Below are 21316 nucleotides of genomic sequence, written 5' to 3'. Positions count from 1 at the left end.
CCGCTCGGGGTTTGCCCCTACGGGGTATCACCCGCGCGACTGATGCGAGTCAAATCGCACCAGGCCATTCACAAATCGTCACAAATTTGGCAGCTTGTAAGCCGCCAATTGCTCGCGCAATTTGGTCTTGAGCATCTTGCCAGTGGCCCCCAGCGGGATGGCGTCGACAAACACCACATCGTCAGGGATCTGCCATTTGGCGGTTTTGCCTTCGTAGAACGCCAGGAGTTCTTCACGCGTGACTTCTGCACCCGGCTTTTTGACCACACACACGATGGGGCGCTCGTCCCACTTGGGGTGGAAGATGCCCACACACGCAGCCATGGCCACGGCAGGGTGCGCCATCGCCACGTTCTCCACATCGATCGAGCTGATCCATTCGCCGCCCGACTTGATCACGTCCTTGCTGCGATCGGTGATCTGCATGAAGCCATCGGGGTCGATGGTCGCCACATCACCTGTCGGGAACCAACCGTCCACAAGGGGGTTCCCGCCCTCTTGCTTGAAGTAGCTGGCAATGACCCAGGGCCCCTTGACCAGCAAATCGCCAGCGGCTTTGCCATCGTGGGGCAATGCCTTGCCCTGGGCATCGACGATCTTCATGTCGATGCCAAAAATGCAGCGGCCCTGCTTCATGCGCAGTTGCATCTGCGCTTCTTCTGGCAGGCTCAGGTGCTTGTTTTTCAAGGTGCACAGCGTGCCCAGTGGGCTCAACTCGGTCATGCCCCAGGCGTGCAGCACGTCCACCCCGTATTCCTCGCGGAAGGCGGTGATCATGGCGGGTGGACAGGCCGAGCCGCCAATGACGGTGCGGTTGAGTTTGCTGAACTTCAGGCCTGTGGGTTTCATGTGGCCCAGCAGCATTTGCCAGACCGTGGGCACGCCGGCGGCAAAAGTCACGCCTTCGGCTTCCATCAGCTCATAAACCGATTTGCCGTCGAGCGCCGGTCCGGGGAACACCAGCTTGGCTCCCACCATAGCGGCACTGTAAGGGATGCCCCAGGCGTTGACGTGGAACATGGGCACCACAGGCAGGATCGAATCGCGGGCCGACATGCACATGACGTCGGGCAAGGCCGCGCCGTAGGCATGCAAGATGGTGGAGCGGTGGCTGTACAGCGCGCCCTTGGGGTTGCCGGTGGTGCCGCTGGTGTAGCACAGGCTGCATGCCGAGTTCTCGTCGATCTGAGGCCAGGTGTAGCTGGTGGATTGCGTGCCCATCCAGCTTTCGTAGCTCACCAGCCCGGGGATGCCGGTGTCGGCCGGCAGCTTGTCGGCGTCGCACAGGGCGACCCACTGCTTGACGGTGGTGCACTTGCCGTGCACCGCCTGCACGATGGGCAGGAAGGTCATGTCAAAGCAAAGGACCTGGTCTTCGGCATGGTTGGCGATCCAGGCCACCTGGTCCGGGTGCAGGCGCGGATTGATGGTGTGCAGCACGCGACCTGAGCCGCTGACGCCAAAGTACAGCTCCAGATGCCGGTAACCGTTCCAGGCCAGCGTGGCCACGCGGTCGCCGTGCGCCAGCTTCTGGCCTTCCACGGCGTTGGCCACCTGTCGGGCGCGTCGGGCCACATCGGCCCAGGTATAGCGGTGGATATCGCCCTCGACACGGCGGGAAACCACCTCGCCATCGCCGTGGTGGCGCTCAGCGAAATCGATCACCGAAGAAATCAGCAGGGATTGCTGCTGCATCAGTCCTAACATGGTGTACTCCTTGTGTGTATCTGAAACGGTCTTTGCTGCCGTCTAGTTTGCCAGCGCATTGTGGGCCAGCCCCCCCGATATCCCCCATAGAAACCCGAATAAAACCAAGCCATTGTCAAGCGCGGGACAATGCACGAATGTCACTGACCTCGAATACGCCACTGAACTGGACGCACCGCCTGAACCAACTGGGGCCGTCTTTTTTCACGCGTCTGCACCCGACGCCGGTGGCGGCACCCCGCTGGGCCATGCGCAACACGGCGCTGCTGCACTCGCTGGGCTGGCCCATGGATCTGCTGTCAGACACTCACCTGGCTGCCTTCGCTGGCAATGCCCTGCTGCCTGGTTCAGACCCGCTGGCCACTGTCTACAGTGGCCACCAGTTTGGTGTGTGGGCTGGTCAGCTGGGTGACGGTCGGGCTTTGTGGCTGGGCGAGGCGCAGTCCTTGCAAGGTCCGCAGGAAATCCAGCTCAAGGGCGCCGGTCCCACGCCCTACTCACGCCGGGGCGATGGCCGCGCTGTGCTGCGCTCAAGCATCCGCGAATACCTGTGCAGTGAAGCCATGCATGGCTTGGGCATCCCGACCAGCCGGGCACTGTGCCTGGTGGCGTCGCCGGAGCCTGTGCGGCGCGAGGCTTGGGAGACCGCCGCCATCGTGACCCGAGTGGCACCCAGCTTCCTGCGCTTTGGCCATGTCGAACACTTTGCGGCCCGCCAGGATCTGCAAAGCCTGCAAACGCTGGCAGACCACGTCATTGCCCATCACCTGCCCGAATGCCAGGCGCGCGCAGCGCGCTGGGGTGGCAACACCTATGCTGCGCTGCTGGATGTGGTGCAAGAGCGCACAGCCAGCCTGATGGCCCAGTGGCAAGCGGTGGGCTTTTGTCACGGTGTGATGAACACCGACAACATGAGTCTTTTGGGCCTGACCATCGACTATGGCCCGTTCCAGTTCATGGACGGCTTTGACCCCGGTCACATCTGCAACCACTCCGATACGCAAGGGCGTTACGCCTATGCCCGTCAGCCCAACATCGCGTACTGGAACCTGTATGCCCTGGCTCAGGCCCTGATGCCGCTGATCGGCGATGAAGATCTGACCGAGCAGGTGCTCGAGGGTTACAAGACACTCTTCCCGCGTCTGCTGGGGGACGCCATGCGGGCCAAGCTGGGCCTGACGGGCGAGCTCGCCAAAGAAGAGCAACGCGAACAAGACTGGTCACTGGTCGAGGACTTGCTGCAATTGCTGGCGTCAGAGCGGGTGGATTACACCGTGTTCTGGCGTCGCTTGAGCCACGCCATGGCCCAGGACGATGGCGCATGGCAGTTTGCCCAAGTGCACTGGCAAGGCGTGAGCGACTTGCTGCTGGATCGCCCTCGGCTGTTGGCCTGGCTCGCCCGCTACCAGACGCGCGCAGGCAGTGCTTTGCCCAAGGCGCTGGGCGAGCAGATGTTGCGCACCAATCCCAAGTTCGTGCTGCGCAACCATCTGGCCGAAATCGCCATCCGCCAGGCCACCCAGGGTGATGACAGTGAAATCGCCACCTTGCAGGACTTGTTACATTCACCTTTCGACGAGCACCCGGGCTTCGAGTCCTACGCGCAATTGCCCCCCGACTGGGCGGGCCAACTGGAGATCAGCTGTTCATCATGAGCCCCATCCAAAAAACCGAACAAGCGTGGCGAGAGCTGCTGGAGGCCAAAGGTGCCGAACCTGCGGCCTATGCCGTGACGCGCCAAGCCGCCACCGAGCGGCCTTTCACTGGCAAACACGAGTCCAACTGGGCAGCGGGCATTTACCGCTGCATCTGCTGCGATGCCGAGCTGTTCAAGTCCGACAGCAAATTCGACGCCGGTTGCGGCTGGCCCAGCTTTTCGCAGCCCTCACAGCCCGATGCCATCACCGAGCATGTGGACCGCAGCCACGGCATGGTGCGCGTTGAGACGGTCTGCACCCAATGTGGCGCCCATCTGGGCCATGTGTTCGAGGACGGCCCCGCCCCCACGGGCCTGCGCTACTGCATGAACTCGGCTTCGTTAGACTTCGAGCCACTTTGATCTCTCTGCGGCCCTTGCTTTCATGAAATCATTCCTCGACTTTTTCCCGATCCTGCTGTTTTTTGGTGCTTACAAGATGGGTGACATCTACAGCGCCACGGGCGTGCTGATGGCGGCCACGGTGCTCCAGATGTTCCTGATCTACCGGCTGGACGGCAAGTTGCAGACCATGCACAAGGTGACTTTGGGCCTGGTACTGGGTTTTGGCGCCTTGACGCTGGGCCTGCACGATGAACGCTTCATCAAATGGAAACCCACCGTGCTGTACACGGGCATGGCACTGGCTTTGGCGGTGTCCGAGCGTTTTTTCAACAAGAACTTCCTGCAGACCATGCTGGGTCAGCAATTGCAACTGCCGCAAGCGGTCTGGCGTCGTCTGAACCTGATCTGGGTGCTGTATTCGCTGTTCATGGCCAGCATCAACGCCTACGTGGCCACGTATTTCAGCACCGAGGCCTGGGTGGATTTCAAGATCTGGGGCTATGTGTTTCCCGTGGTCTTCATCGTGGGCCAGGGGTTGTATGTGGCACGCCACCTGCCCAAAACCGATGAATCCGCATGAGCGTCGCACAAGACATCCATGCCCGCCTTACCGAGCGGTTGAACCCGACAGCGTTGGAAGTGCTGGACGAAAGCGCTGCGCACGCGGGCCACGCTGGCGCCAGCGCCACGGGCGAAGGCAGCCACATCCGTGTGCGCGTGGCTTCACCCTTATTTACAGGTATCAGCCGGGTTCAACGCCATCGGCTTGTGTATGATGCGCTGCAAGATTTCATCGATCAAGGGCTGCACGCCCTGGCCATAGAAGTGATCTGAACCTGGCGCCCTGCTCTTCACGGGTGCCTTTTTTGTAGTGTTTTCCGGATTTGAGGATAGAGACAATGAAAAAGCAGATGCTCAGCGCCGCTCTGGTGGCTCTGTTGGCCGCCCCGGCCTTTGCCCAGAACATCGCCGTGGTCAACGGCAAACCTGTGCCCACATCCCGCCTGACGGCACTCAAACAGCAGATCGAACGCTCAGGCCGCCCTGTGACAGACGACATGCTGGGCCAAATCAAGGACGAAATCGTCGCCCGCGAAGTGTTCATGCAGGAAGCACGCAAGCGTGGCCTGGACGCCAGCGATGACTACAAGAACCAGCTGGAGTTGGCACGCCAGACCATCCTGATCCGCGAATTGTTCGCTGATTTCCAGAAGAAAAATCCAGTCACTGACGCCGACATCCAGGCCGAATACGACAAGTTTGTTGCAGCCAACGGTGGCAAGGAATACCACGCACGCCACATCCTGGTGGAAACCGAAGACCAGGCCAAGAGCCTGATCGCCGAGATCAAGAAAGGTGCCAAGTTCGAAGAGCTGGCCAAGAAGAACTCCAAGGACCCAGGCTCCGGCGCCAATGGTGGCGATCTCGACTGGGCCGCTGCGGGCAGCTACGTGCCCGAGTTTTCGGCTGCCATGACCCAACTCGAAAAAGGCCAGATGACCGATGCTCCGGTCAAGAGCCAGTTCGGTTTCCACATCATCCGTGTGGACGATGTGCGTCAAGCGCAACTGCCCAAGCTGGAAGAAGTCAAACCTCAGATTGCACAGCAATTGCAGCAACAAAAACTGGGCAAGTACCAGGAAGACCTGCGCGCTAAAGCCAAGATCCAGTGATCTGCGGCAGACGCCCAGATTTCAACGCGGCTTCGGCCGCGTTTTTTATTGTTTGGGATAATCCAGCCCCATGCAGCCTCACCAACTTGAACTCCTCGCTCCTGCCCGAAATCTGGAGATCGGCATCGAAGCCGTGAACCACGGTGCGGACGCGGTCTACATTGGCGGCCCGTCGTTCGGGGCCCGCTCCACGGCCGACAACTCGGTGCAGGACATTGCCCGTCTGGTGCAGCACGCGCACCGATTCCACAGCCGCATCTTTGTCACGCTCAACACCATCTTGCGCGACGATGAACTGGAAGGCGCTCGCAAGCTCGCTTGGCAGCTGTACGACGCTGGAGTGGATGCGCTGATCGTCCAAGACATGGGCTTGCTCGAAATCGACCTGCCGCCCATCCAGTTGCACGCCAGCACGCAGACCGACATCCGCACCCCCGAGAAAGCCAGGTTTTTGCAGGACGCGGGGTTGAGCCAAATCGTGCTGGCCCGCGAGTTGACGCTGCCACAGATCAGCGCCATCCGTGATGTGATCGACACCGAGCGCACGGTGATTGAATTCTTTGTGCACGGCGCTTTGTGCGTGGCCTACAGCGGCCAGTGCTTCATCAGCCATGCCCACACCGGGCGCAGCGCCAACCGTGGCGACTGCTCGCAGGCCTGTCGCCTGCCCTACGAGGTCAAGGACGCCCAGGGCCGCATCATCGCGCACGACAAGCATGTGCTAAGCATGAAGGACAACAACCAGAGCGAGAACCTGCGCGCATTGGTGGATGCGGGCATCCGCAGTTTCAAGATCGAAGGCCGCTACAAGGACATGGCCTATGTGAAAAACATCACGGCCCATTACCGCAAGCTGTTTGACGAAGTGCTGGCTGAACGCCCCGAGCTGGCAGCCGCCTCTCATGGCCGCACCACCTTCAGCTTCGAGCCGGACCCGAACCAGAACTTCAACCGCGAGTTCACCGACTACTTTGTGCAAGGCCGCAAGGAAGACATCGGTGCGTTCGACACCCCCAAAAACCCGGGCCAGCCCATCGGCTGGGTCAACAAGGTCGCCGCAGACCACCTGGAGATCACCACCGACGACACCGGCGCCGAGCTGCACAACGGCGACGGCCTGTGCTACTACGATCTGCAAAAAGAACTGGTGGGCCTGCAGATCAACCGCGTCGAAGCCCAAAAGACCAAGGGCGTATGGAAGCTCTTTCCCAAAGACCCGATGGATGGCTTCAAAGACCTGCGCAAGGGCGTGCAGGTCAACCGCAACCGCGACATGAGCTGGGTGCGCACACTGGACAAAAAGTCCGCCGAGCGCCGCATGGGTGTGTGGATGCAACTGGCTGAAAGCCCTGATGGCCTGCAACTGACACTGACCGACGAAGCCGGACACTCTGGAACAGCTTCTCTGGCCATCGCCTGGCAAGCGCCTAAAGATCCGAGCCAGGCCGAGGACAAACTCAAAAGCGCTTTGGGCAAGCTGGGCGATACCTTGTTCGAGCCCCTCGATGTGCAACTCGCCCTGCCGCGCCCCTGGTTTGTCCCACCTTCGCAGCTCAACGCCTTGCGGCGTGACGCCATACAGGCGCTTGAAGTTGCCCGGGCAGAAGGACTGCACCGACTGCCGCGTGCAGTGCCTGTGGCGCCACCTGTGCCCTACCCTGAAGACACGCTCACCTACTTGGCCAATGTGTTCAACCAGAAGGCCCGCGACTTCTACGCCAAGCATGGCGTGAAGCTGATCGCCGCCGCCTACGAAGCGCAGGAAGAGTTGGGCGAAGTGAGCCTCATGATCACCAAGCACTGCGTGCGCTTCTCACTCAGCTTGTGCCCCAAACAGGCCAAAGGCGTCACGGGCGTGCAAGGCACGGTGAAAGCCGAGCCGCTGCAACTGATCAACGGCAAGGAAAAACTCACCCTGCGTTTCGACTGCAAGCCATGCGAGATGCATGTGGTGGGCAAGATCAAGAAATCGGTGCTGAACGCCGTGCCCGAGAGCCCGGTGCAGTTCTACAAGACGCGACCTGTGGTGGGCATGCACTGATCAATCCAGCCAGACCCATTCGGTCAGGCTGTAGCGGCCATCGGGGTGCCGCCATACTGTCACGCTGGCGCTGCGCGCCATGGCATCCACGCTGACCTGAATGTGCATCTGCAAGTTCAGTCCGGCAACCACTTGCTGTCGGGCCTGGTTCACTTCTTTGAAAAGTACACGTCGCTTGCCTTGCACAGCGAAAGTTTGGACCGCAAAGCGGGCGGCTTCTTGCACATCGGGGTCATAAGGATCGGCGTGCGACCAAGCACCGGGCCTGTCACTCGGTTTGGCAGCAGTGCTGGCGGATTCAGATGCTGGCAAAGGGGTGGTCGGCTCCGGACTGCATGCCGTGAACAGGGGCATCGCCAGACAGGTCAAAAGCGTCAAAAGTCGCGTCATCACCCGAGGCTCAACCCAGGGGCTTGAGCAATTCGTTCAAGTCGGACTCGCCAAACAGCGGCTCTTTGCGCTGCACAGCCCCTGAATACATGTCTTGCGCCAACTGGGCTTTGCGCTCTTGCAGGGCCAGCATGCGTTCTTCGATGGTGCCCTGCGCCACCAGCTTGACCACCCATACGTTCTTGGTCTGGCCAATGCGGTGGGCGCGGTCGGTAGCCTGGTTTTCCACCGCCGGGTTCCACCACGGGTCGTAATGGATCACAGTATCGGCCTGAGGCAAATTCAGGCCTACGCCACCGGCTTTGAGGCTGATCAGGAACAGCGGCACTTGCCCGCTGGTGAATTGGTCGATGATGGCGTCGCGGTTTTTGCTTTGCCCGGTGAGCTTGACCCACGGGATGCCCAAAGCGGGCAAGGCTTTTTCGATCAGTCCCAGCATTTGCGTGAACTGCGAGAACAGCAAAATCTTGCGCCCCTCGGCGACCATCTCAGGAAGCATATCAAGCAGTTGGGAGAGCTTGGCCGATTCCTTGACCTGAGCGGCAGCGCTGAGTTTGAGCAAACGCGGATCGCAGCACACCTGGCGCAGCTTGAGCAAGGCATCGAGGATGGTGATCTGCGACTTGCCCAGCCCCTGGGTGCTGAGCGCATCGCGCACGGTTTTTTCCATGCCCAATCGGATGGTTTCGTACAGGTCGGCTTGCTGGCCTTCCAGCGGCACGGGCATCAGGGTTTCGATTTTGGGCGGCAGCTCGTTGGCCACCAGGTCTTTGGTCCGGCGCAGCATGAACGGGGTCACCCGGGCACGCAGTTGCTCCATCTTTGCTGCGCGGCCCTGACGTTCGATCGGGTTGCGGAACAACTCGGTGAAGCGCCGCTGGCTGCCCAGGAAACCCGGCATCAAAAAGTGGAACTGGCTCCAGAGTTCGCCCAGGTGGTTTTCGATGGGTGTTCCGGACAGACACAGCCGGTGCTGCGCGGTGATTTCGCCCACCACCTGCGCGGCATGGGTGTTGGCGTTCTTGATGTTCTGTGCTTCGTCAAGCACCAGCAAGTGCCAGGGCACATCGAGCCACATGTCCCGGTCGCGCGCCAACAGCGAATAGGCGGTGATGACCACGTCAAACTGGCACAGCGCCTGCGCCGTTTCGTGGCGCGACAAACCATGGTGGATGTGGGTGGTGAGGCCCGGGCAAAAGCGGGCCGCTTCGCGCTGCCAGTTGCCCAGCAAGCTGACAGGCGCCACGATCAAGGCCGGCTGTGTCAGGCGTCCGGCCTGCTTCTCGGTCAGGACGTGGGCCAGCGTCTGCAGTGTTTTGCCCAGGCCCATGTCGTCGGCAAGGATGCCCGCCAACCGGTGCTGGCGCAAGAACTGCAGCCAGTTCAAACCTTGCTGCTGGTAAGGCCGCAGCGTGGCCTGCAAGCCGTCGGGCGGCGGCACCTCGGCCAAGGAGGCTGTGCTGCGCATGTGTTGCACCAGGTCCTGCAAGCGTTGCGCGCCCTGCCAGACCGCGCCCTCGCCCAGCGAGACCGCTGCGCGCAGCGCGTCCAGGCGCGACAGGCGCAGCGCATCACCATCCCAGCGGTGTCCACGTTCGCCGTGCAACTCCATCAGCATCGCCAGCCAAGGCCGAATTTGCGCGGTGGGCAGCTTCACATAGCCGGGGCCTTGCAGATCGGGCAGGTAAAGGTGCTCGGGCATGCGGTCTGCATCGACATCACCCCCATCGCTGGAGGATGCACCAGCGCGTGCCACGGCCTGCAAGATCTCAGGCACCCAGGGCAGGATGTTCACGCGCTGACCGTCGATGTTCATGCCCAGCGACAGGTCAAACCAGGGCGAAGTGTCTTCGGCGCCATCGTCACCGTCGCCGCTCAGACGCACCTGCACGTCGCCCGCCAGGCGCAACCAGTGATCCAGGGCTTCGTGACGGCGCACCTCGATGCCCGCATTTCGCAGCGGTTCAAAATCGGTCTCCAGCCAGTACAGCCACAAGGCTTGGCCTGCAGGGCCCGGCATGCCCAGCACGTTGTCGCCACGCAGCTGAAAACCCAGGTCGTCCAGCTGCTCCCACACCCCGCGCTCGGCATCCAGATCACGCACCAGCATGCGCGCTTGTGGGCCATGCCCCATCACCACGCGTGGCTGCTGGTGCGGCCAAAAGCCGAGACAGTCCCCGTAAGCGAATTTCAACTCGGCCTGAAACAGGCCTTGCTCAGCGCGCAAGTGCGGCGCCACGGCAAAAAGTTGCAGCACTGCGATGGGCGTGACCCCCCGGATTTCAGGCACCGTTTCAATCACTGGCGGCAAAGGCAAACGGCCCAGGGCATCCACAAATTTTTGCTGGAACTTGACCGCCACCGGCTCTGGCACCACAGGGGCCTGGATGAGCAGCATGAGCTGCTCTGCGCTCATGCCCTGGGTGTCCAGCAGACCACAGGTGCCCATCTCGGGGTTCACATACAAAGGCGGATCGTTCAGCCCATACAACGCGCCTGCCTGGGCGGGCTGCATGCTCAGCTTCCAGCCAGCGCTTTGGTGTTCTTGCTCGGGCACCGACAGCCAATGGGCCTTGAAGGCCAAGGCCTCGTCGCTCCAGGCCAAAGCCTGCAAGCTTTTGTCGCTCTCCCACATCAGACGTCCGGTGGAGGCGCACTGGCGAAGCAACAGGCTGGCCACCATGCCTTGCAGTTTGACCGCGCTTTGAAAGCCATAGGACCCAAAGCTGTTGGTGGGCGGACAGGCCTTCATCAAATCAAAAACGCCCTGCTCACCTGGCGCACAGGTGCGCCAGATCGCATCGCTGGCATGGGGCTGGCTGGTGACTTTCTTGGGTTTGCCCCAAGCACTGCCGGGCTTGAGCAAGGCGCGTTTCACCGTGAGGTGGAACTCGGGCCGGGCACCCACCGATGCCAAGCTCAGGCAATACAAAAAGTGCTCGTTGCTGGCACCTGGCAAACTGAAGCCTTGGGGTGCATTGGCTGTCTCCAGCCGCAGCAACCAATCGCGAACCTGGTGTTCGGCCTGTTGCCTGGCCCGCTCCTGACGCCGCTGGTCCTGCCGCGCCAGGGCTTCAGGGCTCCGTTCATCATCGGCATCGTCGGTCATGGACTGGCCCTGCATGGCGGCATGGATGCCCACAGCCGCGCCGTGCTTGCACATCCGACCTACCGGGCAAGAACAAGTCGAGCGCCAGGCTTGCAAGTTGCCAGCATCCGAGACACGCAGATGGGCCGTGACCCGGTAAGGCTCGCTGACCGAACCTTGCACCTGGGCCTGGATCAGCCAGCCCTCGGCCTCAGGTGCCATGCGGGCAGACAGGATCTCGTTGCCCAGATACAGCGCGGTGCCTTTGGCCCACGCGTTGGAGTCAAAGTAAAAAGCCAGCTGAGATGGCGGAAACCACTGCTCGCCAAGCACAGACTTCATGCCAGCCCGGGGTCAACCGACCCACTTGCGGGCGTTTTGCCACACGCGCAGCCAGGGGCTGGTGGCGTTGATGTCACCACTTGTCCAGCTCATCTGCACGTTGCGGAACACGCGCTCTGGGTGCGGCATCATGGCCGTGAAACGCCCGTCGGCGGTGGTCACGGCCGTGAGGCCTCCGGCACTGCCATTGGGGTTGAACGGATACTGTTCGGTCGCCTGGCCGTGGTTGTCCACAAATCGCATTGCGCCAATGGCCTTGGCCGCGTTGCCCCGGTGCTTGAAGTTGGCAAAACCCTCGCCATGCGCCACGGCAATCGGCAAACGGCTGCCCGCCATGCCTTGCAAAAAGAGGCTGGGTGATTCCAGCACTTCAACCATGGACAGGCGGGCTTCAAAGCGCTCGCTCTGGTTGGTGGTGAAACGGGGCCAATCTTGCGCACCCGGAATGATGTCGGCCAATTCGGCAAACATCTGGCAGCCGTTGCACACGCCCAGACCGAAGGTGTCGGTGCGGCCAAAGAAGCCCTTGAACTGCTCGGCCAAAGCCGGGTTGAAGGTGATGCTGCGCGCCCAGCCAATGCCCGCGCCCAGCGTATCGCCGTAACTGAAACCGCCACAAGCAACCAGCCCTTGGAAGTCGGCCAAACGGGCGCGACCCGATTGCAGGTCGGTCATGTGCACATCGTGCGACTCAAAGCCCGCTTTGTGGAAGGCGTAGGCCATTTCCACATGCGAGTTGACGCCCTGCTCGCGCAGGATCGCCACTTTGGGGTGCGAAAGGTTCAGGAACGGCGCGGCCACGTTCTCTGTGGGGTCAAAGCTCAACGCCACATGCATGCCCGGGTCATCGGCGCGGCCAGCGGCGGCATGCTCGGCGTCGGCGCAAGCGGGGTTGTCGCGTTGCTGGCAAATCTTCCAGCTCACGCTGTCCCAGACCTGGTGCAGGTCTTCCAGCTTGGCCACAAACACTTCTTTGGTGTCGCGCCAGATGCTGAGTTCGCCCACGCCCTTGGTGATGGTCGAGTGGGTCGGACGGGTCTTGCCGATCACATGCGTGTGTTTGGACAAACCATGCTCACGCAAGGTTTGCAGCACCGCATTGCGCTCGGCCGTGCGCACCTGCAGCACCACGCCCAGCTCCTCGTTGAACAGGGCCTTGAGGGTGAGTTCTTCGCGGCGGGCGCTGACCTGGCCTGCCCAATTCTTGGCATCGCCATGGTCGGCGCGGCTGTCTGTGATGCCATCGCCCTCCGTCACCAGCATGTCCACATTGAGGGCCACACCCACATGGCCTGCAAAAGCCATTTCAGCCACTGCCGCCAACAAACCGCCATCGCTGCGGTCGTGGTAGGCCAGGATCTGGCCTTGCGCACGCAAAGTGTTGATGGCCTTGACCAAGTTCACCAGCGCTTGCGGCTCTTCCAGATCGGGCACGCTGTCGCCAAACTGGCCCAGCACCTGACCCAGCACACTGCCGCCCATGCGGTTTTGGCCTTGGCCCAGGTCGATCAACAGCAAAGTCGTGTCATCGCTTTGCGCGTCCAATTGTGGTGTGAGGGTGCCACGCACATCGGGCAGGCTCGCAAAGGCGGTGATGATCAGGCTCACGGGCGAGGTGACTTTGTGTGTCTGACCGCTGTCGGTCCACTGCGTGCGCATCGACAAGCTGTCTTTGCCCACCGGGATCGAGATGTCCAGCGCCGGGCACAGTTCCATGCCCACGGCTTTGACGGTGTCGTACAAAGCGGCGTCTTCGCCCGGCTCGCCGCAAGCGGCCATCCAGTTGGCGGACATCTTGATGCGGGGCAGCTCGATGGGCGCGGCCAGCAAATTGGTGATGGCTTCGGCCACGGCCATGCGGCCGGAGGCTGCAGCGTTGAGCGAGGCCAGCGGCGTGCGCTCGCCCATGCTCATGGCTTCACCGGCAAAGCCCGCGTAGTCGGCCAGGGTCACGGCCACATCGGCCACAGGCACTTGCCAAGGGCCCACCATCTGATCGCGGTGCGTGAGGCCGCCCACGGCGCGGTCGCCGATGGTGATGAGAAAACGCTTAGACGCCACCGTGGGGTGGCTGAGCACATCGATCACGGCTTGTTGCAGGTTCACGCCTGTGAGGTCCATCGCAGGCGACTGGCGCACCACGGTCTTTACATCGCGGTGCATCTTGGGCGGCTTGCCCAGCAGCACGTCCATGGGCATGTCGACGGGCGACTCCTGGCCTTTGTCCTCCAGCACCAGTTGGCGCTCTTCGGTCGCCACACCCACCACCGCAAAGGGGCAGCGCTCGCGTTCGCAAAAGGCTTTGAACTGTTCCAATGACTCGGGTGCGATGGCCAACACATAGCGCTCCTGGCTCTCATTCGACCAGATCTCCTTGGGAGCCAGCCCCGACTCTTCGAGCGGCACGGCACGCAAGTCAAAGCGTGCGCCACGGCCTGCGTCGTTGGTCAGTTCAGGGAAAGCGTTCGACAAACCGCCCGCACCCACATCGTGGATGGCGAGGATCGGGTTGGCCTCACCCTGCGCCCAGCAGTGGTTGATGACCTCTTGCGCACGGCGCTCGATCTCGGGGTTGCCGCGCTGCACCGAATCAAAGTCGAGCTCGGCCGCATTGGTTCCGGTGGCCATGGAGCTGGCAGCACCGCCGCCCATGCCGATGCGCATGCCAGGGCCGCCCAGCTGGATCAGCAACGTGCCCGCGGGAAATTCGATCTTTTTCGTCTGGATCGCGTCGATCTGGCCCAGACCGCCCGCGATCATGATGGGCTTGTGGTAACCACGCACCACACCGTCCACGGTTTGTTCGTATTCGCGGAAATACCCTGTCAAGTTGGGTCGGCCGAATTCGTTGTTGAAGGCCGCGCCCCCCAAGGGGCCTTCGGTCATGATCTGCAAGGGGCTGGCGATGTGCTCAGGCTTGCCGCCTGGCTGGTCGCTCAGCCCGCCCCAGAGTTTGGACACAGTAAAGCCCGACAAGCCAGCCTTGGGTTTGGAACCTCGCCCAGTGGCCCCCTCGTCACGGATCTCACCGCCAGCGCCGGTCGATGCGCCGGGGAATGGCGAAATCGCGGTCGGGTGGTTGTGGGTCTCGACCTTCATCAGCACATGGTGCAAGGCTTGTTCTGCTTGGTAGGCCGCGCCCTGCCCTGACGTTCTCGCGACAAAACGCTCGACTGTGTGGCCTTCCATCACCGAAGCATTGTCCGAATACGCCACCACCGTGTGCTGAGGGCTCAGCTGGTGCGTGTTGCGGATCATGCCAAACAGGCTCTTGGGCTGGGCCACGCCGTCTATCGTGAACTCGGCGTTGAAGATCTTGTGGCGGCAGTGTTCGCTGTTGGCCTGCGCGAACATCATCAGCTCCACGTCGGTGGGGTTGCGCTTGAGTCCATTGAAAGCATTGACCAGGTACTCGATCTCGTCTTCGGCCAGGGCCAGGCCCCAGGCCTTGTTGGCTTCTTCCAACGCAGCGCGGCCACCGCCCAACACATCCACATGGTCCATGGGCGCGGGGTCCAGGGCGCTGAACAAGGCAGCCGCTTCGTCTCGGCTGGGCATGGCCGACTCGGTCATGCGGTCGTGCAGAACGGCAGCGACTTGGCCCAGTTGCTCGGCGGACAGTTTGGCGCTGCTGAGCAGGCCGGATTTCAGGGTCAAACGGTATTCGGTCAGGCGCTCCACGCGGCGCACGTCAAAACCACAGTTGTGGGCAATGTCGGTGGCCTTGGACGCCCAAGGGGACACGGTGCCAATGCGCGGACTGACCACGATCACGGGGCCATCGGTGGGGCCGGCATAGGGCTCGCCATAGGTCAACAGCGCTGAAAGGGTCTGTTTTTGGGTGTCCTGCAAGGGCGACGTGGTGGCCACCAGGTGCACATAACGGGCGGCAATGCCCTGGATTTGCGGCGAAATCTCGGCCAGACGTGGCAAAAGCTGGGCAATGCGAAAGTCGCTGAGGGCGCTGGCGCCTTCGAAAGTCGTGATGTGCAGGGACACGGGGTGGCCTTGTAAAGGGACGGAAAACCGATGGTCCGGGGCCGCTGACTGGGGCTGACCGGCAAAGGTGCTATTTTAGCCGGGGAAACCCTGATTTCTGACTGCCCCTGCCCCCTCTGGGATAATCTGCCTCATGACGATCACCATCAAAACCGCCGAAGACATCGAAGGCATGCGTGTGGCCTGCCGCCTGGCTTCGGAAGTCCTCGACTACATCGAACCCTTTGTCAAACCCGGGGTCACCACCAACGAACTGGACCAACTCTGCCACGACTACATGGTCAATGTGCAGCAGTGCATCCCGGCCCCCCTGAATTACGCGCCGGGTGGCTACAAGCCCTACCCCAAGTCGATCTGCACCTCGATCAACCACCAGGTCTGCCATGGCATCCCCAACGACAAGCCGCTCAAAAAAGGCGACTCGCTCAACATCGACATCACCACCATCAAGGATGGCTGGCACGGTGACACCAGCCGCATGTTCCATGTGGGCGACGCATCGATTGCGGCCAAGCGCCTGGCGGCACTGACCTACGAGGCCATGTGGCACGGCATTGTGCAGGTCAAGCCCGGCGCCCATCTGGGCGACATTGGCCACGCCATCCAGAAGTTTGCCGAAGGCCACGGCTTTTCGGTGGTGCGCGAATTCTGCGGACACGGCATTGGCCGGGGCTTCCATGAGGAGCCGCAAGTCCTTCACTACGGCAAACCTGGCACACTGACCGAACTGGTCCCCGGCATGGTCTTCACGATCGAGCCCATGATCAATGCCGGCAAACGCGACATCAAGGAAATGGGCGATGGCTGGACCATTGTGACCAAGGACCACTCGCTGTCGGCCCAATGGGAGCACACCGTGGTCGTGACCGAAACCGGCTACGAAGTGCTGACCCTGTCGGCCGGCAGCCCGGCCATTCCGGCTTTTGCCAAAGCCGCCACCTGAACCTGAAGCGAAGCCCACGCCATGAATGACATTGCCGCCCTGCGCGACGCTTACCGCCGCGACAAGGCGGCCGTGCTTCATTCGCTCACCACGACAGGCGCCAATACACGGGGCGTGCAGCGGACACTGCGCCAGCATGCTGCCCTGGTCGATGATTTGCTGATCGCCCTCTGGCGCAAAGCCGGCTTTGGCGCAGACCTGTGCTTGGCCGCGGTGGGCGGCTTTGGCCGTGGCGAACTGTTCCCCGCCTCCGATGTGGATGTGTTGGTGCTGTTGCCCGATGGTCAGTCTCCCGAATCCACCCCCGGATTGCAGGCGAAACTCGAAGCCTTCATTGGCAGTTGCTGGGACACAGGGCTGGAGATCGGCTCCAGCGTGCGCACCCTGAGCGAATGTCTGTCCGAATTGGCCAAGGACATCACGGTGCAAACCTCGATGCTGGAAGCGCGCAGGATCACCGGCAATCAGCGGCTGTTTGGGCAATTCCAGAAAATGTACCAAGAGGCCATGGACCCACAGGCCTTCTTTGTGGCCAAGACACTGGAAATGCGCCAGCGCCACACCAAGTTCGAGGACACGCCATATGCCCTGGAGCCCAACTGCAAAGAGTCGCCCGGTGGCTTGCGTGACCTGCAGGTCATTCTGTGGGTGGCTCGGGCGGCCGGGCTGGGCCACAGCTGGGACGCGCTGGTGCGCAAGGGCATGGCGACCCGGCTCGAAGCCCGGCAGATCAAGCGCAACGAAGCCTTGTTGAGCCTCATCCGGGCAAGACTTCACCTGCAGGCCAAGCGCCGGGAAGACCGTCTGGTGTTCGACCTCCAAACGGGTGTGGCAGAGAGTTTCGGCTACCACGCAGAGACCACCCCTGAGGGCCGCCTGGCCATGCGGGCCAGCGAAAAACTCATGCGCGAGTATTACTGGGCGGCCAAGGCCGTGACCCAGCTCAACCAGATTTTGCTGCTCAACATTGAAGACCACCTTCGCAGTGAACGGGGGGAAGACCTGTCGAGCTTCAGGGCACTGAATGAGCGCTTTTTCGAAAAAGGCGGCTTGATCGAGGTGGCCAGTGACGACCTGTATGAAAAACACCCGCACGCCATCCTGGAAACGTTCCTGATGTACCAGGCCACGCAGGGGGTCAAAGGCCTGTCGGCCCGCACCTTGCGCGCCCTGTACAACGCGCGCGGCCTGATGAACAGCCGCTTTCGCGCCGACCCGGTGAATCGCCAGACGTTTTTGCAGATCCTGCAGCAACCTGACGGCATCACGCATGCCATGCGGCTGATGAACCAGACCTCGGTGCTGGGCCGCTACCTGTGGGTGTTTCGCCGCATCGTGGGTCAGATGCAGCACGACCTGTTCCATGCCTACACCGTGGACCAGCACATCCTGATGGTGCTGCGCAATGTGCGGCGCTTTTTCATGGCCGAACACGCGCACGAATACCCGTTTTGCTCGCAACTGGCCGTGGGCTGGGACAAGCCCTGGATTCTGTACACCGCAGCCCTCTTCCATGACATCGCCAAGGGGCGGGGCGGCGACCATTCACAACTGGGCCGTGCCGAAGTGCGCACGTTTGCCCGCCAGCACCGCCTGGCCAAAGAAGATGCCCAATTGATCGAGTTTCTGGTCGGCGAGCACCTGACCATGAGCCATGTCGCGCAAAAAGAAGACCTGAGCGATCCCGAAGTCATCACACGGTTTGCACAGCGGGTAGGCAATGAGCGCAACCTGACCGCCCTGTACCTGCTCACCGTGGCCGATATCCGGGGCACCAGCCCCAAGGTCTGGAACGCCTGGAAAGGCAAGCTGCTGGAAGACCTGTACCGCTTCACCTTGCGCGTACTCGGTGGCCGTGCGCCCGATGCCAATGCCGAGGTGGAGGCCCGCAAGCGCGAGGCCTTGGTCAAACTGGCGCTCTATGCACAACCGCATGAAGGTCAGAAAGCCCTGTGGGACATCCTGGACGTCAGCTATTTCATGCGCCATGACGCCAACGACATCGCCTGGCACGCCCGCCAGCTGTCGCGTGTGGTGGCCCAAGTCGGCGGTGTACCGGCCAAAACCACTGTGCGGGCTCGGCTGTCACCGGTTGGTGAAGGATTGCAGGTGCTGGTCTTCACGCCAGACCAGCCCGACCTGTTCGCCCGCATTTGCGGTCACTTCGATCAGGCCGGTTTTTCGATCCTCGACGCCAAAGTCCACACCACCCGCACCGGGTGGGCGCTGGACACCTTCCAGATCGTGACGACCTTGCTGCCCGAGCATTACCGGGAATTGATCACCATGGTGGAGTCGGGTCTGCTGCAGACGATTGAAACCCAGTCGCCCCTGCCTGCCCCCACCAAAGGACGGTTGTCACGGCGTGTGAAAAGCTTCCCGATCACGCCCCGGGTCACTCTCAAGCCCGATGACAAGGCCCAGAACTGGCTTTTGTCGGTATCTTCCAGCGATCGCATCGGTCTGCTCTACAACATCGCCAGGATCCTGGCCAAGCACGGCATCAGCCTGCAACTGGCCAAGATCAGCACACTGGGTGAACGGGTGGAAGACACCTTCCTCATCAGCGGCGCGGCCTTGCAGCAAAACAAGGCTCAGATCGACATCGAGACCGAATTGCTGGCGGTGTTGCAGGCAGGCTAAGGTCAGCGCTTTTTGCGGGGCGGCAAACCCGTGTGCTGCGTGAGCAGCTGGCCTTTTCGCGGTTGGCCAGGTTTTTTGAGTCCGCCGACGGCAGGCTTGGCTGCTGCAGAACCCCCCTTGCTTGCGGGGGTGCTGTTGGCGCGGCGAGGGCTTTGATAACCGCCATCGGCGAGCGGCTGCCAGCTTGGAATCAAATGGTGCTTGCCGTTACCAATCAGGTCTGAACGCCCCATGGCTTTCAAGGCTTCACGCAGCAGCGGCCAGTTGTTGGCATCGTGGTAACGCAAAAACGCTTTGTGCAAGCGGCGGCGTTTGTCGCCTTTGACGATGTCCACCTTTTCGCTGTCGCGGGTGATTTTGCGCAGCGGGTTGCGGGTGGAGTGGTACATGGCCGTGGCCGTGGCCATGGGGCTGGGGTAGAAGGTTTGCACCTGGTCGGCCCTGAAACCATTCTTTTTGAGCCAGATGGCCAGGTTCATCATGTCTTCGTCACTGGTGCCCGGGTGGGCGGCAATGAAGTACGGGATGAGGAACTGCTTTTTACCGGCCTCTTCGCTGTACTTGTCAAACATCGACTTGAAGCGGTCGTAGGTGCCGATGCCCGGCTTCATCATCTTGGACAGCGGGCCGCCCTCGGTGTGCTCGGGCGCGATCTTCAGGTAGCCGCCCACATGGTGCTGTACCAGTTCTTTCACATATTCGGGCGACTGCACGGCCAGGTCGTAACGCAGACCAGAGCCAATCAAGATCTTCTTGATGCCCTTGAGGTTACGCGCCCGGCGGTACATGTTGATCAGCGGGCCGTGGTCGGTGGTCAGGTTCTGGCAGATGCCGGGGAACACGCAGCTGGGCTTGCGGCAGGCCGATTCGATCTCGGGGCTCTTGCAGCCCAGGCGGTACATATTGGCCGTGGGGCCGCCCAGGTCAGAGATGACACCGGTGAAGCCTTTGACCTTGTCGCGGATGTCTTCCACCTCGCGGATGATGGATTCCTCAGACCGGCTTTGGATGATGCGGCCTTCGTGCTCGGTGATGGAGCAGAAGGTGCAGCCGCCAAAGCAGCCGCGCATGATGTTCACGCTGAAGCGGATCATTTCCCAAGCGGGAATCTTGGTCGCGTGGTCGTGGCTGCCGTTTTCATCGGCATAGCGCGGGTGCGGGCTGCGGGCGTACGGCAGGTCGAACACATGGTCCATCTCGGCCGTGGTGAGTGGGATGGGCGGCGGCGTGATCCACACGTCACGCGCGGTGTGGCCTTCGCCGTGCGCTTGCACCAGGCAGCGGGCATTGCCGGGGTTGGTTTCCAGGTGCAGCACGCGGTTGGCGTGGGCATACAGCACCGGGTCGGACTTGACCTGTTCGTAGCTGGGCAGGCGGATCACACTTTTGTCGCGAGGCGGCACTTTGTGGGTGCCTTTGCCACGCAGCGCAGGGTTGGGCACAAAGTTGAGCGGCTGGATGGCGGCTTGCACTGTTCGGGCTTGGGCCACGGCAGTGGACAAATCGGCTTCAATGTTTTGCGCGTTGTGGGCATCGGCCACTTCCTTGGCTTCTTCCTCGCGGGCGCAAGACGCGCCCTGCTCCCGGGCCTGGTCCGAGATCATCAAGTACGGGTTGATGTGCGCTTCAACGTGGCCGGGCGTGTCCACGCTGGTGGAGTCGATCTCGAACCAGCCTTGGGGCGTTTCGCGTCGCACAAAGGCGGTGCCGCGCACGTCGGTGATTTGCTGCACAGGCTCACGCGCGGCCAGGCGGTGGGCGATCTCGACAATCGCCCGCTCGGCATTGCCGTACAAGAGCAGGTCGCATTTGCTGTCCACCACGATGGAGCGGCGCACTTTGTCCGACCAGTAGTCGTAATGCGCGATGCGGCGCAGGCTGCCTTCGATGCCGCCGAGCACGATGGGCGTGTCCGGGAAAGCCTCGCGGCAGCGCTGGCTGTAGACAATGGCGGCGCGGTCGGGCCGTTTGCCACCCACATCCCCCGGGGTGTAGGCGTCGTCGCTGCGGATTTTGCGGTCCGCCGTGTAGCGGTTGATCATGGAATCCATGTTGCCGCTGGTCACGCCCCAAAACAGATTCGGTTTGCCCAGCGCCTTGAAGGCCTCGGCACTGGTCCAATCGGGCTGGGCGATGATGCCGACCCGAAAGCCCTGGTTTTCCAGCATGCGGCCAATCACCGACATACCAAAGCTGGGGTGGTCCACATAGGCATCGCCCGTGACGATGATGATGTCGCAGCTGTCCCAGCCCAGTTGGGTCATTTCCTCGCGGCTCATCGGCAAAAACGGGGCCGTGCCAAAGCGCTGCGCCCAGTACTTGCGGTAACTGGTCAGCGGTTTGGCGTCGCGCGGGAAAAAAGAGACGTCGGTGAAGGCGTTCATGGGCTCTGTCTGGGGATAACCCTGTAGTGTAGGCGCTCGGGGGTGGGCTTGCACCGGGCACGGGT

At 61.9% G+C, this 21316-nt stretch carries 13 protein-coding genes; 8 read left to right on the top strand and 5 right to left on the bottom strand.

All coding sequences use genetic code 11. The annotated features are described in order from the left end of the window. Positions 1–78: 78 nt before the first annotated feature. Positions 79–1707: a 3-(methylthio)propionyl-CoA ligase gene (locus IC609_RS10770; RefSeq protein ID WP_191819491.1), complete on the bottom strand. Its 1629-nt coding sequence runs from the start codon at positions 1705–1707 to the stop codon at positions 79–81. 137 nt (positions 1708–1844) lie between these two features. Between IC609_RS10770 and IC609_RS10765 the strand changes: the two genes are divergently transcribed. The 6 genes from IC609_RS10765 to IC609_RS10740 all read left to right on the top strand — a co-directional run bounded on the left by IC609_RS10765 (position 1845) and on the right by IC609_RS10740 (position 7462). Continuing rightward, on the top strand, positions 1845–3362 hold the full coding sequence (locus IC609_RS10765) for a protein adenylyltransferase SelO (protein ID WP_191819490.1): 1518 nt from the start codon (positions 1845–1847) through the stop codon (positions 3360–3362). After that, a complete protein-coding gene (msrB, locus tag IC609_RS10760) occupies positions 3356–3766 on the top strand; it encodes a peptide-methionine (R)-S-oxide reductase MsrB (RefSeq protein WP_191819867.1) in 411 nt (136 codons plus the stop codon). The genes IC609_RS10765 and msrB overlap by 7 nt, the downstream gene beginning before the upstream one ends. Before the next feature lie 22 nt (positions 3767–3788). Further along, positions 3789–4328, top strand: a complete 540-nt coding sequence (locus IC609_RS10755) for a septation protein A (RefSeq protein ID WP_191819489.1) — start codon at positions 3789–3791, stop codon at positions 4326–4328. Next, positions 4325–4582: a BolA family protein gene (locus IC609_RS10750; RefSeq protein ID WP_191819488.1), complete on the top strand. Its 258-nt coding sequence runs from the start codon at positions 4325–4327 to the stop codon at positions 4580–4582. Before IC609_RS10755 ends, IC609_RS10750 begins: the two co-directional genes overlap by 4 nt. A gap of 65 nt (positions 4583–4647) precedes the next feature. Beyond that, complete coding sequence (locus IC609_RS10745; RefSeq protein WP_191819487.1) at positions 4648–5421, top strand: peptidylprolyl isomerase; 774 nt, start codon at positions 4648–4650, stop codon at positions 5419–5421. Between the two features lie 70 nt (positions 5422–5491). Then, a complete protein-coding gene (locus tag IC609_RS10740; RefSeq protein WP_191819486.1) occupies positions 5492–7462 on the top strand; it encodes a peptidase U32 family protein in 1971 nt (656 codons plus the stop codon). Here the strand turns inward: IC609_RS10740 and IC609_RS10735 are convergent, their stop codons facing one another. Genes IC609_RS10735 through purL form a run of 3 tightly spaced genes read right to left on the bottom strand, consistent with a single transcriptional unit; the run spans position 7463 to position 15281 of the window. Further along, entirely contained in the window at positions 7463–7852 is a 390-nt protein-coding gene (locus IC609_RS10735; RefSeq protein WP_191819485.1) for a cystatin domain-containing protein, read from the bottom strand. 10 nt (positions 7853–7862) lie between these two features. Further along, positions 7863–11282 carry a DEAD/DEAH box helicase gene (locus tag IC609_RS10730; RefSeq protein WP_191819484.1) on the bottom strand — a complete coding sequence of 1140 codons (3420 nt, stop codon included), beginning with the start codon at positions 11280–11282 and terminating at the stop codon, positions 7863–7865. A gap of 12 nt (positions 11283–11294) precedes the next feature. Next, the gene (gene purL, locus IC609_RS10725; RefSeq protein ID WP_191819483.1) at positions 11295–15281 is read right to left on the bottom strand and encodes a phosphoribosylformylglycinamidine synthase; all 3987 of its coding nucleotides are present in this window, start codon (positions 15279–15281) and stop codon (positions 11295–11297) included. Positions 15282–15414: 133 nt separating this feature from the next. Here purL and map point away from each other — a divergent pair, with 133 nt between their 5' ends. Both map and IC609_RS10715 read left to right on the top strand, forming a co-directional pair. Next, complete coding sequence (gene map, locus IC609_RS10720; RefSeq protein ID WP_191819482.1) at positions 15415–16224, top strand: type I methionyl aminopeptidase; 810 nt, start codon at positions 15415–15417, stop codon at positions 16222–16224. 21 nt (positions 16225–16245) lie between these two features. Beyond that, positions 16246–18867, top strand: a complete 2622-nt coding sequence (locus IC609_RS10715) for a [protein-PII] uridylyltransferase (RefSeq protein WP_191819481.1) — start codon at positions 16246–16248, stop codon at positions 18865–18867. A 2-nt stretch (positions 18868–18869) separates the two neighbouring features. On the opposite strand, the gene IC609_RS10710 is transcribed toward IC609_RS10715, so the two are convergent. Next, positions 18870–21251 carry a YgiQ family radical SAM protein gene (locus IC609_RS10710; RefSeq protein ID WP_191819480.1) on the bottom strand — a complete coding sequence of 794 codons (2382 nt, stop codon included), beginning with the start codon at positions 21249–21251 and terminating at the stop codon, positions 18870–18872. Positions 21252–21316: the final 65 nt, after the last annotated feature.

It is taken from the genome of Limnohabitans radicicola (assembly GCF_014837235.1).
GTDB lineage: Bacteria > Pseudomonadota > Gammaproteobacteria > Burkholderiales > Burkholderiaceae_C > Limnohabitans_A > Limnohabitans_A radicicola.
The sequence above is the reverse complement of the archived record's forward strand: the minus strand, read 5'-3'. Positions and strand labels throughout refer to the sequence as shown.

Excerpts from the sequence above, each read along its gene's own strand:
- IC609_RS10745 (WP_191819487.1), top strand. The coding sequence starts at position 4,648 with ATGAAAAAGCAGATGCTCAGCGCCGCTCTGGTGGCTCTGTTGGCCGCC.
- IC609_RS10755 (WP_191819489.1), top strand. The coding sequence starts at position 3,789 with ATGAAATCATTCCTCGACTTTTTCCCGATCCTGCTGTTTTTTGGTGCT.
- IC609_RS10735 (WP_191819485.1), bottom strand. The coding sequence starts at position 7,852 with ATGACGCGACTTTTGACGCTTTTGACCTGTCTGGCGATGCCCCTGTTC.
- IC609_RS10730 (WP_191819484.1), bottom strand. The coding sequence starts at position 11,282 with ATGAAGTCTGTGCTTGGCGAGCAGTGGTTTCCGCCATCTCAGCTGGCT.
- IC609_RS10710 (WP_191819480.1), bottom strand. The coding sequence starts at position 21,251 with ATGAACGCCTTCACCGACGTCTCTTTTTTCCCGCGCGACGCCAAACCG.
- IC609_RS10715 (WP_191819481.1), top strand. The coding sequence starts at position 16,246 with ATGAATGACATTGCCGCCCTGCGCGACGCTTACCGCCGCGACAAGGCG.
- IC609_RS10770 (WP_191819491.1), bottom strand. The coding sequence starts at position 1,707 with ATGTTAGGACTGATGCAGCAGCAATCCCTGCTGATTTCTTCGGTGATC.
- IC609_RS10765 (WP_191819490.1), top strand. The coding sequence starts at position 1,845 with ATGTCACTGACCTCGAATACGCCACTGAACTGGACGCACCGCCTGAAC.
- map (WP_191819482.1), top strand. The coding sequence starts at position 15,415 with ATGACGATCACCATCAAAACCGCCGAAGACATCGAAGGCATGCGTGTG.
- IC609_RS10750 (WP_191819488.1), top strand. The coding sequence starts at position 4,325 with ATGAGCGTCGCACAAGACATCCATGCCCGCCTTACCGAGCGGTTGAAC.
- IC609_RS10740 (WP_191819486.1), top strand. The coding sequence starts at position 5,492 with ATGCAGCCTCACCAACTTGAACTCCTCGCTCCTGCCCGAAATCTGGAG.